General features: G+C 69.5%; 13 protein-coding genes. 9 read left to right on the top strand and 4 right to left on the bottom strand.

The window, feature by feature from the left end; translation table 11 throughout:
* Positions 1–42: 42 nt before the first annotated feature.
* The 9 genes from AC1DMN_RS04500 to AC1DMN_RS04460 all read left to right on the top strand — a co-directional run bounded on the left by AC1DMN_RS04500 (position 43) and on the right by AC1DMN_RS04460 (position 9178).
* Positions 43–984 carry an Lrp/AsnC family transcriptional regulator gene (locus tag AC1DMN_RS04500; RefSeq protein WP_477231063.1) on the top strand — a complete coding sequence of 314 codons (942 nt, stop codon included), beginning with the start codon at positions 43–45 and terminating at the stop codon, positions 982–984.
* Between the two features lie 203 nt (positions 985–1187).
* On the top strand, positions 1188–2609 hold the full coding sequence (locus AC1DMN_RS04495; protein ID WP_477231062.1) for an amidase family protein: 1422 nt from the start codon (positions 1188–1190) through the stop codon (positions 2607–2609).
* Positions 2610–2689: 80 nt separating this feature from the next.
* The gene (locus tag AC1DMN_RS04490) at positions 2690–3007 is read left to right on the top strand and encodes a hypothetical protein (RefSeq protein WP_441977142.1); all 318 of its coding nucleotides are present in this window, start codon (positions 2690–2692) and stop codon (positions 3005–3007) included.
* Positions 3004–4449 carry a sodium:solute symporter family protein gene (locus tag AC1DMN_RS04485; RefSeq protein ID WP_477383918.1) on the top strand — a complete coding sequence of 482 codons (1446 nt, stop codon included), beginning with the start codon at positions 3004–3006 and terminating at the stop codon, positions 4447–4449. The genes AC1DMN_RS04490 and AC1DMN_RS04485 overlap by 4 nt, the downstream gene beginning before the upstream one ends.
* 17 nt (positions 4450–4466) lie before the next feature.
* The gene (locus tag AC1DMN_RS04480; protein WP_477231114.1) at positions 4467–5612 is read left to right on the top strand and encodes a CaiB/BaiF CoA transferase family protein; all 1146 of its coding nucleotides are present in this window, start codon (positions 4467–4469) and stop codon (positions 5610–5612) included.
* Entirely contained in the window at positions 5609–7123 is a 1515-nt protein-coding gene (locus AC1DMN_RS04475; protein WP_477231060.1) for a carboxyl transferase domain-containing protein, read from the top strand. Before AC1DMN_RS04480 ends, AC1DMN_RS04475 begins: the two co-directional genes overlap by 4 nt.
* A 48-nt stretch (positions 7124–7171) precedes the next feature.
* Positions 7172–7642 carry an FAS1-like dehydratase domain-containing protein gene (locus AC1DMN_RS04470; protein ID WP_477231059.1) on the top strand — a complete coding sequence of 157 codons (471 nt, stop codon included), beginning with the start codon at positions 7172–7174 and terminating at the stop codon, positions 7640–7642.
* A complete protein-coding gene (locus tag AC1DMN_RS04465; protein WP_477231058.1) occupies positions 7639–8040 on the top strand; it encodes a MaoC/PaaZ C-terminal domain-containing protein in 402 nt (133 codons plus the stop codon). Before AC1DMN_RS04470 ends, AC1DMN_RS04465 begins: the two co-directional genes overlap by 4 nt.
* Position 8041: 1 nt before the next feature.
* Positions 8042–9178: a UDP-N-acetylmuramate dehydrogenase gene (locus tag AC1DMN_RS04460; RefSeq protein WP_477231057.1), complete on the top strand. Its 1137-nt coding sequence runs from the start codon at positions 8042–8044 to the stop codon at positions 9176–9178.
* A 69-nt stretch (positions 9179–9247) separates the two neighbouring features.
* Here the strand turns inward: AC1DMN_RS04460 and AC1DMN_RS04455 are convergent, their stop codons facing one another.
* From AC1DMN_RS04455 to AC1DMN_RS04440, 4 genes are read right to left on the bottom strand one after another with little or no spacing between them, the layout of a single operon-like run.
* Positions 9248–10945, bottom strand: coding sequence for a glycoside hydrolase family 36 protein (locus AC1DMN_RS04455; protein ID WP_477383916.1), 1698 nt, complete (start codon positions 10943–10945; stop codon positions 9248–9250).
* A gap of 8 nt (positions 10946–10953) precedes the next feature.
* Complete coding sequence (locus AC1DMN_RS04450) at positions 10954–11796, bottom strand: carbohydrate ABC transporter permease (RefSeq protein ID WP_477231055.1); 843 nt, start codon at positions 11794–11796, stop codon at positions 10954–10956.
* Positions 11793–12719: a carbohydrate ABC transporter permease gene (locus AC1DMN_RS04445; protein WP_477231054.1), complete on the bottom strand. Its 927-nt coding sequence runs from the start codon at positions 12717–12719 to the stop codon at positions 11793–11795. Before AC1DMN_RS04445 ends, AC1DMN_RS04450 begins: the two co-directional genes overlap by 4 nt.
* Positions 12720–12770: 51 nt before the next feature.
* Entirely contained in the window at positions 12771–14117 is a 1347-nt protein-coding gene (locus AC1DMN_RS04440; protein WP_477383914.1) for an ABC transporter substrate-binding protein, read from the bottom strand.
* Positions 14118–14164 lie beyond the last annotated feature (47 nt).

Raw genomic sequence — 14164 nt, 5'->3', positions numbered from 1 at the left:
GACAGTACGACGATCGCATGCTCCCGGCGGCATACTGGCTCCATGGCGTTGGATGAGATCGACCGTCGAGTGATCGGCGCACTGCAGGTCGACGGTCGCGCCTCGTGGCGGCGCATCGCCGGAGTCATCGGCGTCCCCGTCAGCACCGTGGTGCGCCGAGGCAACGCCCTGCTGGAGTCTCAGACGGTTCGCATCGGCGTGGTGCGATCGACGCGCACCGTGCTGCTGGAGGTGCAGGCGAACGCCGCCGATGTCGACGCGATCGCGCGCGCTCTCGCCGCGCGGGAGACCAGCATCTTCGTGTACGTGCTGGGATCCCCGCTGCGCATCCTCGTCGAGGAGCAGGCGCCCCCCGAGTACGCCGATCTGATCCTGCGCGACATCCCGTCGATCCCCGGCGTGACCGGCATGGCCGTCATCCCCATGCTGGAGTACTACCGGACCCTCTCGGGCTGGATGCCGGGACAGCTGTCCCACGACGAAGCGCACGCGCTGAACCCGGAGTTCGGACACCCGCCGCTGATCGACCAGCCCCTCCTCGAGCTCGACGACGGCGACGAGGCGATCCTCGCCGCGTTGGAGCGGGATGCCCGGGCGTCCGCGATCGACATCGCCGAGATCGTCGGACTCAGCGAGTCGGCGGTCCGGCGGCGGTTGAGCGTGCTGATCGGCGGCGCCGTCGACGTGCGCGCGATCATCGCCCCGTCCACCCTCGGGCTCCCGGTCGCGGGATTCGTCTGGCTCCGCGTCCCTCCCGCCGCGGTGGCGTCCGTGTCCGCCGCGCTGCAGGCCTCGCCGTTCGTGCGATATGCGGCGTTCATCCTCGCTGACGAGCAGATCCTGGTCGACGTCGCGGTTCCCACCGTGACCGAGCTGCGCCGGTTCCTCACCGAGAGCCCGTGGTCGACCCAGGTGGACGGTATCCGAGCGGCCTCCGTCGTCGCTGCCTACAAGCGCAGCGGGGTACTGGTCCGCGAGGCCTGATCGCCGCTTCGCCGGATCCGGTGCTCACCCGCCTGTGATCGCACCCGGATGGTGCATTCCGCACGCCGTGATCGATGATCTGGTGCGTTCCGGGCGTCATTTTCCGATTTCTTCTTTACTTCGCTCATCGAGTCCGTTACTTTGGCCCAAACGATGCATCAGCACATCGAATATGGCACAGAGCGGTGCGAAATGGAGTTGAAGTGGTTGAATCCGGCGATGTCGTGGAACTCAGCGCCAAGGAGCAGGCCCGTCTGACGCGCAGCGGCGAGCTCACGGCGGTGGAGCTGCTCGACGCGCACCTCGCCGAGGTGTCCCGTCGCAATGGTGAGATCAACGCCATCGTCGCCCTCGACGAGGAACTCGCGCACGAGCATGCCCGCCGCGTGGACGGCCTCGCACCGGAGCGTCGCGGCGTGCTGCACGGCGTGCCGACCGCGGTGAAGGACTTCGGGCACGTCACCGGTTACCCGAACACCCTCGGACACCGCCATTTCGCCGGCAGCATCTCGGACCATGACGACCTGCACATCGCACGGATGCGCGAAGCCGGCGCGGTGTTCTACGGCAAGACGAACATCCCCGAGCTCGCGGCCGGATCGCACAGTGCCAACGACGTCTACGGTGTCACCCGCAATCCGCATGATCCGTCCCGGTCGGCCGGCGGTTCGAGCGGCGGAGCCGCCGCCGCGCTGGCCGCGCGGTTCACTGCGATCGCCGACGGCAGCGACATGGGCGGCTCCCTGCGCAACCCCGCCGCGTTCTGCGGCGTCGTGGGCATGCGTCCGACGCCCGGGGTCGTCCCCAACGCGGACAGCCCGAACGTCTTCGACCCGCTGGCGACCGCGGGGCCGATGGCGCGCACCATCGACGACACCGCACTGCTCCTGTCGGTCATGAACGGCGAGACGCGGGACGTGCCGTGCGCTCCGGAGCTCGATCGTGCCCGCCTGCGCGACCTCCGCGAGTGCGATCTCGCCGGTGTCCGCATCGCCTATGCCGCCGACCTCGGAGGTCACGTGGTCGTGGAGCCCGCCGTGCGCGCAGTGCTCGACGAGGCGGCCCGTGCGCTGGAGGCGGCAGGGGCGATCGTCGAGATCGGCTGCCCCGATCTGAGCGGCGCGGATGAGGCGTTCCGCACCCTGCGGGCCGCGGCGTTCAACGCCGGCTGGGGCGCGCTGCTGGCGGCCGAACCCGAGAACTTCAACGACTTCGTCACCGGCAACATCCGCGAGGGCGAGAAGGTGAGCGGACCGGACGTGATGCGCGCCTATGGCGAGGTCACGCGTCTGACCAGGGCCGCGGCGCGCTATTTCGTCGACACGGATCTGGTGCTGGCTCCCGTCACGCAGATGCTTCCGTTCCCCGTCGAGTGGGACTGGCCCCGCGAGGTCGCGGGCACCCCGATGACCGACTACCTCGACTGGATGCGCGCCGCCTGGCTGTTCACGCCGCTCGGCGTTCCTGCACTGTCGCTCCCGGCGGGCTACGCCGGTCGCCTGCCGGTCGGCGCGCAACTGCTCGCGGGCCCCCGCCAGGACATCGAGCTGCTCGAACTCGCGAAGGGCATCGAGACACTGCTCGCGGTTCCCGCCGCGGCACCGGCATCGCACACCGTCGCCTGACTCACAACTTTCCCCCCCCCCGATCCCTCGGATCCTCATCCCTACCCGACCGTTCCACCGTTGTTCGAAGGAGAACACCCATGACCCCGTCCACCTCCGGCGCTGAGACGCCGGATACGCCCACCGGCGCGATCCGCGTCACCGGGCGCATCGCGACCCCCGCCCGCGTGGCGGTCGCCGGCATCCCGGTCCTGCTGATCCTGATCACGCCGTTCCTGCCGTTCGCCGTGACGCCCACGCTGTGGTGGGGTGTGCCCGCCGTACTGGTGTGGATGGCCTTCAACGTCGTGCTCACCGTCGCCCTGCTGAACGTGGTCGACGCCGGCATCCGGCGTCAGGTGCGCGAGCACGGTGAGTCGACGCCCGTCGAGTCCGCGATCGGTGGTGAGCACGCATGATGACCGTCATCATCGTCGCCGGCATCGTCTTGATCGGTCTCATCGGCGTCGCCGGGCGCCGCCGGGAGAAGAGCATGTCCGGGTGGTTGGTCGCCGGGCGCAAGCTGCCGGTGTGGACCTCGTGGTTCCTGCAGGCGGGAGAGTCGCTGACGACGTTCAGCTTCCTGGGCCTGGCCGGGCTCGCGTTCGTCGGCGGCGTGAGCGCGACCTACGCGATCGGCTACCTCACCGCGTGCCTGTCGATCCAGTACTTCGTCTCACCGCGGATCCGCAACATCGCCGCGTCGCGCGGCTATCTCACGATGGCCGACTTCTTCCGCGACCGTTTCCGCTCGCGGACGCTGAGCGTGATCGTCGCCGTCGTCGGTGCGCTGTTCCTGATCCCGTACCTGGAGCTGCAGCTCACGGGTCTCGGACTGATCGTCCAGCTCGCGACCGGCTCCGCCTCGGCCCGTGGGCTCAGCATGGTGCTCGCCAGTGCCCTGGTGATCGTGTTCGTGCTGTGGGGCGGCATCCGCGGCATCGCCCGTGTTTCGATCTTCAAGGACTTCGGGATGCTGATCGCGCTGGTCGTGGTCACGGTCGGCGTGGTCGCGGCAGCCGGCAGCTTCCCCGAGGTGTTCGCGCAGGTCGCGAAGGCGAACGACACCCTGCTCACCACGCACGCGCCCGGCTTCGACGCGATCTGGTGGGTCACCTCGGTCGCGATCACGGTGATCGGTGCCGGCTTCCAGACCTTCCCGCACCTGTGGCCGCCGATGCTCGCGGCGAAGAGCGGCAACGTCGTGCGCAGCAACGCCAAGTGGCTCGCCGTGTACCAGCTGCTGCTGTTCCTGCCGGTCACCGTCGGCATGGTCGCAGTGCTGAAGATCCCGGCCACGACGATCCCCAACCAGGTGCTGTTCACCGCCGCGCAGCAGGCGCTGCCCGAGTGGCTCGTGGGCGTCGTCGCCGTGTTCGGTGCCGCTGCCGCCATGGTGCCCGCCGCCGCGATCTCGATGGGCATCGGCTCTCTCGTCGCCAACAACGTGACCTACCGCCTCTCCGAACGCGGCCGGTTCCTCACCACCCGGGTCGTGATCGTCGCGGCGATGGGGCTCGCTCTCGCCTTCGGCTTGATCAAGAGCGACATCGGCGCACTGCTGCTGCTCACGTACGGCGGGCTCGCGCAGATGGCTCCGGCGGTGGCCGCCGGTCTCGGCCGACGGGTGCGCGTGAGCACCGTCGCGGTCTCGTCCGGTCTCGTCGCCGGCACCCTGTTCGTCGCCGTCACCACGTTCGCGAACATCCCGCTGGGCTCCTGGGACAACGGCTTCCTCGGCCTCGTACTCAACGTCGTCGTGTTCGGCGTCGTCGAGGCGATCGTGCGGATCACTCGTGGGCCAGGTGCGGGCATGGCGACCGACGAGATCCCGGCGGAGGAAGTCGAGGTCGGTTCGTGAGCGGTCCCCTGGACGGGATGCTGGTCGTCGATCTGTCCCGTGCGCTCGCCGGACCGCACGCCGGCATGATGCTCGGCGACCTGGGCGCTCGGGTGATCAAGGTGGAGCGGCCGGACGGCGGCGACGACTCCCGGGCCTGGGGTCCGCCGTTCGTCGCGGCGGGGGAGGAGCAGGTGTCCACTTACTTCCTCTCCTGCAACCGGAACAAGGAGTCGGTGGCCCTCGATCTCAAGGACGACGCCGATCGGGCGATGCTCACCGAGCTGATCCGGCGCGCCGATGTCCTGATCGAGAACTTCCGGCCCGGAACGCTGGACCGGCTCGGCTTCGATCCGGTTCGGCTGGAAGAGCTCAACCCGCGGCTCGTGCTGCTCTCGATCAGCGGATTCGGCCACGACGGCCCCGAGGCGCGTCGTGCCGGGTACGACCAGATCCTGCAGGGGGAGGCGGGACTGATGTCGCTGACCGGTGCAGACGCCGCGGCTCCGCAGAAGGTGGGTGTACCCATCGGAGATCTCCTCGGCGGGATCCACGGCGTGGTCGGCGTACTCGCCGCGCTCGTCGAGCGCGAGCGCACCGGCCGGGGGAGCGTCGTGCGCACCTCGTTGCTGTCGTCGATCGTCGGAGTCCTGGCGTTCCAGGCGACCCGATGGACCGTGGGCGGAGAGTCTCCCCGAGCGATCGGCAACCAGCATCCGTCGATCGCGCCGTACGGCGCCTTCCGCTGCAACGACGGCGTCGTGCAGATCTCGGTCGGCTCGGACGCGCTGTGGCGGGCGTTCGCACCGATCGTCGGCGTGGATCCCGACGAGGAGCGCTGGGGGACGAACGGCCGTCGGGTGGCCGACCGGGACTCCCTGATCGCCCACATCGAGGCCGCGTTCTCGAGCCGCTCGCGTGATGAGCTGCTCGAGACGCTCGGCGCCGCGGGCGTGCCCGCGGGCAAGGTGCGCACGGTCGACGAGGTGTTCGCCTGGGATCAGGCGCTCAGTCAGGGCCTCGCCCTGGGCGTGCACCACGACGTCCTGGGGGACCTCACCCTGCAGGGCGGGCCGTTGCGGATGTTCGACTTCGACGGCACCGAGACCGGGCGCGTTCAGCACGATGCGCCGCCGCTGCTCGGCGAGCACACCCAGTCGATCAGGGAATGGCTCGCGTCGTGAGCACGGCGGACGGCTGGCTCGACGACGTCCTCGACCCCGGGTCGTTCCGCTCCTGGGATATCGCGATCGGCGTGCCGGCCGACGCGGATTACCGCGACGTGCTCGCGCGGGCAGCCACGCGGACCGGCGCGGACGAGGCGGTGCGCACCGGCAGCGGATCCGTCCGGGGCCGCGCGGTCGCGGTGATCGTGAGCGAGTTCGGGTTCCTCGGCGGCTCGATCGGCGTCGCGACGGCCGAGCGCATCGTCGCGCTGTTCGACCGCGCGCGCCGAGAGCGGATCCCGGTGCTCGCCGGGCTCGCGTCGGGTGGCACCCGCATGCAGGAAGGCGCCGCTGCCTTCCTGACCATGCGCACGATCACCACCGCGGTCGGGGCCTACCGCGCCGCAGGCCTGCCCTACCTCGCTCATCTGCGGCACCCCACGACGGGCGGCGTGTACGCATCCTGGGCGTCGCTCGCACACGACGTGAGCGCGGAGCCCGGCGCGCTGGTCGGGCTGCTCGGCCCCAGGGTCGTCGCGGCACTCGCCGAACACGGCGGTGCGCCGCCGATCTCCGAGGGCGTGCAGACCGCGGAGAACCTCCGGGCGCACGAGCGCCTCGACGCGGTTGTGGACGCCGCCCGGTTCCGCGACCGCGCCGCGCGCCTGCTCGCGGTCTTCGAGACCGCGGACGGTGCGGTCGCACCAGACCCTGTCGGCGACGCCGTCTCGCCGGCCGCAGCCACGAGGACAGGGGTCCCGTCCGGCGCGGATTGGGCGGCGGTGCAGAACGCAGCGCGTCCCGGCCGGCCTGCGCTGGGGGAGTTCATCGCGGCTTGCGACGAATTCGTCGGCCGCCGCGGCGGACCGGGTGAACTCATCACCGGGTGGGCGCGATCGGGGAAGGCAGCCTTCCTCCTCATCGGGCAGGATCGCACCCGCCGCACGGCGACCACGGTCGCGGACGTCGTCGCCGCACGCCGGGCCATGGCGCTCGCCGCCGCCCTGGGCGTCCCGGTGGTCGCCGTCGCCGACACATCCGGTGCCGAAGTGTCCACCTCGGCAGAGGAGGAAGGGATCGCCCAGGAGATCGCGCTGACCCTCGCCGCATCCGCATCGCTGCCGGTGCCCTCGGTCACGCTTCTGCTCGGCGAAGGCACAGGGGCGGCCGCCATCGCGCTCTGCGGAACGGATGCGCTGGTGGCCGTCGAGGACTCCTGGCTCGCCCCGCTCCCGCTCACAGGGGCTGCGGCCCTCCTCGCCGGGGACCGGGCAGGCGGTGAGCAGGCCGTGCGTCCGCAGGTCGCCGGGCAGCAGCGGATCGGCGCGGCGTCGCTGTTCGCAGACGGCCTGATCCAGGGGATCGCCGGTCGTGACGGCGTCACGATGTCGGCGCTGCTGGACGGGTGCAGGGCGCGTCCGCTGGCTGCGCGCGTGCTGGCGATCGCGGCCGGTCTCGTCTCGTCCGAGCCTCAGGCCACGCCGCGTGGTGCTCCGATCTCGCCTGCGCTCATCGGCGGCCGCGGCTGAGGCGCCCCTGCTCGGCGAGGGATCAGCCCCGCTCGGTAGGATCGAGGGGTGCCCGTGAATCCTGAACTGGTCGGCCGGGAGTTCCCGCCGACGGCCCCGTATCTCGTCGGTCGTGAGAAGGTGCGCGAGTTCGCGCGCGCCGTGTTCGCCGATGCCCCGCAGCACACCGACGTCGAGGCGGCTCGGGCGCTCGGGTTCGCCGACGTCGTCGCTCCGCCCACCTTCGCGATGGTCATCCAGGACCTCACGCTGCAGCAGCTGCTGGGCCTGGAGGACTCCGGGATCGTGCTGTCCCGCACGATCCACGCCGAGCAGCGCTTCGCCTACACGCGCCCCATCGTGGCCGGGGACGAGCTCACCGCCCAGCTGACCGTCACCGGGATCCGAGCGATGGGCCCCGCGACGATGATCACCAGCGACGCCGAGATCCGCGACGCCGCGGGCGAGCACGTCGTCACCGCCACGTCGGTGCTGCTCGTGAGCGATGCGCCCGCCGAGACCGAGGAGGCCGCCGCGTGAACGTCGGAGACATCATCGCCGAGCGCACCGTGCACCTCACGCGCGAGTCGCTCGTGCGCTACGCCGGGGCATCCGGCGACTTCAACCCGATCCACTACCGTGACGACGTCGCCGCCGAGGTCGGTCTGCCCGGCGTGCTCGCGCACGGCATGCTCACCATGGGCGTCGCCTCGTCCGTCGCGATCGCCGCGCTTCCCGGCACCGCGCGCGTGCTGGACTACGGCGTGCGCTTCGCCCGCCCCGTCGTGGTCGACCCGCAGGAGGGTGCCGACGTCGCGATCACCGCGAAGGTCGGTGCGCGCGACGAGACCGCGGTGCGGATCGACCTCGTGGTCAAGCACGCCGACACCACGGTGCTCGTCAAGGCGCAGCTGCGCGTCGCGGCGGACTCCCTCTGACATGGCGGAGATCTTGTCCGTGCGTCTTGCCGAGCTGACCACGCTGCAGACCGGTGCGGCGCCGGCGCGGATGATCGATGCCGCCACCGAGGACGAACTGGTCGCCGTGCTCCGCGACGTGTGGGCGACCGGTGACGCATGGTTCGTGCTGGGCGGCGGATCGAACCTCTTCGCGGGGGACGCGCCCTTCGACGGCACCGTGATCCGCATCCGCACGAGCGGCATCGAGGAGCTCCCGTCTCCGCATCCCGGTCGGATCCGGCTGCGCGCGCAGGCCGGGCACGACTGGGACGCGCTGGTCGCCTATGCGGTCGAGCACGGCTACGCGGGCGTCGAGGCGATGTCCGGGATTCCCGGCACCGTCGGCGCAGCCCCCGTGCAGAACATCGGCGCGTACGGCCAGGAGATCCAGGAGACCCTCGTCGAGGTCGAGCTGCTCGACGAGCACTCGGGCGAGGTCGTCGTGACTCCGGCCTCCGAGCTCGGTCTCGGCTTCCGCACCTCGGTGCTCAAGCACCACTACGGATCCGTCGCCGAACGCCGCGCCGTGATCCTCTCCGTCACGCTCGATCTCGCGGTCACGGGGGACGCCGGGCGCGTGGTGCGCGGCGAGCAGCTGCGCCGTGCGCTGCAGCTCACGAGCGACGAGCCGGTACCGCTGGCGTGGGTGCGGCAGCGGATCCTCTCCACTCGTGCGGCCAAGGGAATGCTCTTCGACCCCGCGGATCCGGATACCCACGGCGCCGGATCCTTCTTCCAGAACGCGATCGTCTCCGAGGCGACGGCACGCACGCTTCCGCCCGAGTGCCCGCGCTGGCCGGTGACACCCGACCTCGACACGGTCACGGTGATCCCCCTGGACTCGTACTACGGCCTCGCCCCCAAGCCCGAGGCGCCGCCGAGCGACGTGAAGGTGAGCGCGGCCTGGCTCATCGAGCACGCCGGCATCCGCAAGGGATTCAAGCTGCCGCGTTCGCGCGCCGGGGTCTCCACGAAGCACGCGCTCGCGCTCACGAACCGCGGCGGGGCGACGGCGGGGGAGATCGCCGAGCTCGCCCGGTTCATCCAGAACCGGGTGCATTCCGAGTTCGGCCTGCTGCTGCAGCCCGAGCCGGTGCTCGTCGACGTCGAGCTCTAGGCGCGAGGACGCGAGGCTCCGCACAGGTCCCGCCCGTCGCCTCGGCGGGGGACGGGACCTGTGCGCCGCTCAGGGGCGGGTCAGATCGTGCACGTTCCAGGTCGGGAGACGCAGGTATCCGGCGCGGTCGAGGTCGAATCGCGCCGCGTCGCCCGAGCTGACGCGGTACGGCAGGAGATCGTTCGCCGTCGCGTTCACGATGACGAGTCGCTCCACGCCGGCCAGCTCCAGCTCGAGCACGCGCGGCTGATAGGCGGCGACGACGAGCACACCGTCGAGTTCGGCCGTCACGACGGGGTACCCTTCGCCGGGAAGAGCCGCCCGGATCCTGCCTCGCACGAGCACCTCGCGCAGCTCGTGCCAGGCTCTCAGGAGTTCGGCCGCGACGGCGACCTGCTCCGGTGGCAGGGCATCCATCGGCATCGAGAACTGCGGCACCGAGAAGAACGCGTTCAGGATCTGCCGCGCGGCAGCATCGGCACCCGCCCGAGGGTCCCACATCATCGGATCCGAGTGCACGACCTGGGAGGAGTCGAGCAGTCGCAGATCCACGGTCGAACGACGGTTCTGGTCCGCGTYGGCCGGGCAGTCGTTCGCACGGATCACGTCCGCGAAACCGGCGATCTCGGGTGAGACGTAGGGCTGCCGGAACTCGATCAGAGCACCGGGGAGCACCGCGTCGACGGCATCGGCGATCTCGCGCAGGAGGGTCTTCATCGCCTCACCGACGTCGGCGATGTCGCCCGGGGAATCGGTGCCCGCGTAGACCATCGCGTTGTTCAGGAAGTCGATCTTCAACCCATCCAGTGCGTAGTCGGCCATCAGCCGGGCACAGGTGGCGACGATGTGCTCTCTGACGGCAGGGATCCGCGGATCCAGCACGTGCGCGCGCAGCCCCTCGGAGATGAACGGGGCATGGCCGGAGAGCGTCGCGTAGGCCTCGCTCTGCTCGCCGAGCAGGAGAGGCGCGATCCAGGCGATGACCCCGAGCCCGCCCTCGTGCAGCTCGCCCACACTGGCGCRCAGATCCGGGAACTTGGCGGTGTCCGGCACCCAGTCGCCGCAGCCGGCGTACCAGCGGCCGTCGCCGAACGCCTGCCAGCCGTCATCGATGAAGACCGACCGGCAGCCCAGCCTGCGCGCGTCCAGCCCGTGCGACCGCACGATCTCGGCGTCGATCCGCTGCGAGAACGCGTACCACGTCGAGTACACGGGCTCCAGCGCGTAGGACGAGGCGGGACGCACGGGCAGACCCTTGCGCAGCTCGGCGGACAGCAGGCGGATCGCGTCCTCATACGGTTCGCGCTCCGCGACGAGGAGCAGCCGGAACACTCCGTCGCCGGCGTCGAGAAGTGCGTCGTCGACGGCGAACCGTGCCACGTAGGACTTGAACTCCTCCGAGACGCCGTACTCGATCAGGCCCACGGCGGTCATGCAGTCCAAGCCGAACGCGATCTGCGCACTGCCGTCGACATCGCACAGTACGTTCACCGGCAGCGACCAGACAGCACTGAACTGTTCTTTGCCAGCCCAGTCGGCGGGGAGACCGCGGATCGGGTCGTAGCCGGCGTGCCAGACGCCCGACGCGTTGCCCAGGGGGCCGTTCAACAGCACCTGGCCGGGGGCGGAGGCCACGACGGCGACCTCGATCAGGGCGCCGACGCGTTCGACGGAGCGGATAGCGCAACCGCCGCTGACGCCGAGGACGATGTCCCGGCCCAGAGCGGTCCACTGGACCTGGTCGAGCTGATGGTCTTCGAGAAGCACAGGGATCCTTACTGCTTGACGGCGCCGGCGAGGATGCCGGCGACGAACTGGCGCTGGAGGAAGAGGAACAGGATGAGGATCGGCACCATCGACAGCATGGTTCCGGTGAGGAGCTGGCCGTAGTCGGTGGTGCCGACGCCCTGTAGCGTCGCCAGGGCCACCGGCGCCGTGTACGCCTCGGGGGTTCGCAGCACCACGAGCGGGAACACGAACGCGTTCCACTGCGCGAGGAACAGGAAGATCGCGAGAGCGGCGAGCGCAGGCCGAACGGTGGGCACGACGATCCGGGCGAACGCGCGGAACTCACCGGCGCCGTCTACGCGGGCGGCCTGCAGTAGTTCGTCGGGCACCGACATCATGGTCTGGCGCATCAGGAACACCCCGAACGGCAGAGCGAGGCTGGGCAGGATGATGGCCTGATAGGTGTCCAGCCAGCCGAGCCACACCATCATCTGGAACAGCGGCACCAGGGTGACCTGCGAGGGCAGCGCGAGTGTGACCAGCAGGACCGCGAACATGGCCGACTTGCCGCGGAACTCGAACTTCGCGAACGCGTACCCCGCGGCCGTGCACACCACCAGGCCGAGCAGCGTGTAGACGCCGGAGACCACGACCGAGTTCCACAATGCCTGCCCGAATCCGGTGTCGCCGAAGAGACCGCGCACGTTGTCGAGGAACGCGTTGCCTGGGAGCAAGCGGGGCGGGGCGGAGAACATGTCGTTGCCGCGGTAGGTCGACGCGATGATCAGCCAGTAGAACGGCAGCGCCATGAGCACGGCGCCGGCGGCGATCACGGTGGTGAGCACGAGGGAACGGGCGCGCTGAGGCGGGCCTGCGAGGGCGGTGGTCATCGCTTCTCCCGGAAGAGTCGCAGCTGCAGCAGGGAGATCAGGCCGATGATGATGGTCAGGGCGTAGCCGATCGCCGAGGCGTAGCCGAAGTCGAAATACTTGAAGCCGTTCTGGTAGAGGTACATCCCGACCGTCAGGGTCGCGTTGACCGGACCGCCGTTGGTCAGCACGTAGGGCTCGTCGAAGAGCTGCAGCGTGCCGATGGTCGACAGGATCACGGTGAGCACGAGCGCGGGGCGGAGCCCCGGCAGAGTCACGTGCCAGAACCGCTGACGGGCGCCGGCGCCATCGACCGAGGCCGCTTCGTACAGCTCCGTCGGGATCGACTGCAGCTGCGCGAGATAGATGATCGCGCTCTGACCGGTGTAATGCCAGGTCATCGCGATCACGATCGTGATCTTGGCCCAGAACGGATCCGACAGCCACGGGATCGGGCCGATCCCCACGGCGCCGAGGATCTGGTTGACGAAGCCGTCCTCGGAGCTGAACAGGGCGCGGAACAGGATCCCATAGGCGACGAGGCCCATCACGATCGGGACGAAGTAGAGCGTTCGCCAGAGGGCACGGAACTTCAGCAGCACCGAGTTGAACGCCACGGCCAGCAGCACGGCCAGCGCCAGCATGATCGGGACCTGCACGATGAGGATCACGAAGGTGTTCCACAGCGCAGTGTAGAAGAGCGGATCCTGTGCAAGGCGGACGTAGTTGTCGAGTCCGGCGAAGAGGGTCTGCCCGCCCTGCGATCGGGTGAGGCTGAGCCACAGCGCGTACACGTACGGGTAGCACGTGAAGACGGCGAACAGCAGGATCGTGGGCAGCAGGAACAGGTACGGCGTCGCACGCGGGTGCGCGGAGAAGCGCCGACGTGTCGGGGCGGGCCGCGCCGGGGCGCGGGTGGGGTGCGGTTCTGCGATGGCAGTCATGATCGGCTGCGGTCCCGAGGGCCAATCCCTCGGGACCGCGATCCTCTTTCCTCAGTCCTTGGCGATCTTGCGGCCGGTCTGCTGTGCGAGAAGCTTCGCCGCCTCGTCGAGCGCCTTCTTCGGATCCGCGCCCTTCAGCAGTACCTCGGTCTGGGCGTCGGTGTAGACCTTGAGAGCGCGGGCGTAGTCGCTGGTGTAGTTGACGACGGGAGTCTTCTCTTTCAGTTGCGCGATGAAGATGTCGTTGACCTTGGCGTTGTCGTAATAGGGCATCGGCGTCGAGAAGTCTTTGGACCCGATGAACGGCTCAAAGCCGGGGAACATCCCGCCGGCGTCATACGTCGCCTTCTGGCCCTCGACCGTTCCCATCGCGTACTGGACGAACGCGGCTGCGGTCGCCTTGTTCTTGCTCGTGTTCGAGACGGAGAGGTACGTCCCGCCGTTGATCGCGGCCGTGAGCCCGCCGGGCCTGACAGCGGGAGGCTTCTGCACGCCCCACTTCCMGGCCATGTCGGGGGCGTCGTGCGTGATCTCGCCGGCCATCCAGCCGCCCGCGGTGAACGTCGCGACGGGCTTGTCGCCCTTCATCGCGGCGACCAGATTGTCCCAGGTCCCTGGACGGTCCTCCACGATGCCGGCGTCGTTCGCCTTCTTGATGATTTCCAGCGCCGTCACTCCGGCGGCGTTGTTGATCGTGATCTCGCCCTGGGCGTTGAAGTAGAACGAATCCTGCTGGTTGGCGAGCAGCTGCCACAGGCCACCCGAATCGCCCTGGGTCGCGGCCTTGTCCATCGACATCAGCGGGACGCCGGTCTTGTCCTTGATGGTTTTGCCGGCCGCGAGCAGGTCGTCCCAGGTCTTGATGGAGGACGGATCCACCCCTGCCTGCTGGAAGATGTCGGTGCGGTAGAAGAAGCCGGTGGCGTTCACCTCGTAGGGGATTCCGTAGACCTTGCCATCCGCGCCGGTGCCGCTCTTCCACGCGCCCGCGGGGAAGTCCTTCGCGAGCTTGTCCGCGCCGTACTGGCTCAGGTCCACAAGCTGATTCGGGAACTTCTCCACGTAGTTGCCCATGTAGTCGATGCCGATGTTGAGCACGTCGGCGAGGCCTGCGCCGCCCGCGGCCATGCCGGTGGTGATCTTGTCCCAGATCGCGGGGTTGCCGACATCCTGCACGTCGATCTTCACGCCGGGGTGCAGTTTCTCGAAGTCGGTCGCTGCGGCGCGCAGACCCTTGGCGGGAGCGGTCCAGGACCACACGGTGATCTTTCCGTCGATCTTTCCGTTGTCGGCGGCTGTGGACCCGCCGTTCGTGGAGGAGCAGGCACTGAGCGTCAATGCCGCCACGCCGGCGATCGCCAGCGCGGTGAGGCTGCTCTTTCGTGCAGAGAACGTCATCGTTCGAGTTCCTTTCGGGGCGGGGGACATCGCGACATCGCGATGGG

The sequence above is a fragment of the Microbacterium sp. 01T413_2 genome (assembly GCF_056398985.1).
The sequence above is the reverse complement of the archived record's forward strand: the minus strand, read 5'-3'. Positions and strand labels throughout refer to the sequence as shown.

Bases quoted from the DNA above. Each gene is read 5' to 3' on its own strand.
- AC1DMN_RS04450 (WP_477231055.1), bottom strand. From the start codon at position 11,796: ATGACCACCGCCCTCGCAGGCCCGCCTCAGCGCGCCCGTTCCCTCGTG.
- AC1DMN_RS04480 (WP_477231114.1), top strand. From the start codon at position 4,467: ATGCTGGTCGTCGATCTGTCCCGTGCGCTCGCCGGACCGCACGCCGGC.
- AC1DMN_RS04460 (WP_477231057.1), top strand. From the start codon at position 8,042: ATGGCGGAGATCTTGTCCGTGCGTCTTGCCGAGCTGACCACGCTGCAG.
- AC1DMN_RS04445 (WP_477231054.1), bottom strand. From the start codon at position 12,719: ATGACTGCCATCGCAGAACCGCACCCCACCCGCGCCCCGGCGCGGCCC.
- AC1DMN_RS04490 (WP_441977142.1), top strand. From the start codon at position 2,690: ATGACCCCGTCCACCTCCGGCGCTGAGACGCCGGATACGCCCACCGGC.
- AC1DMN_RS04485 (WP_477383918.1), top strand. From the start codon at position 3,004: ATGATGACCGTCATCATCGTCGCCGGCATCGTCTTGATCGGTCTCATC.
- AC1DMN_RS04500 (WP_477231063.1), top strand. From the start codon at position 43: ATGGCGTTGGATGAGATCGACCGTCGAGTGATCGGCGCACTGCAGGTC.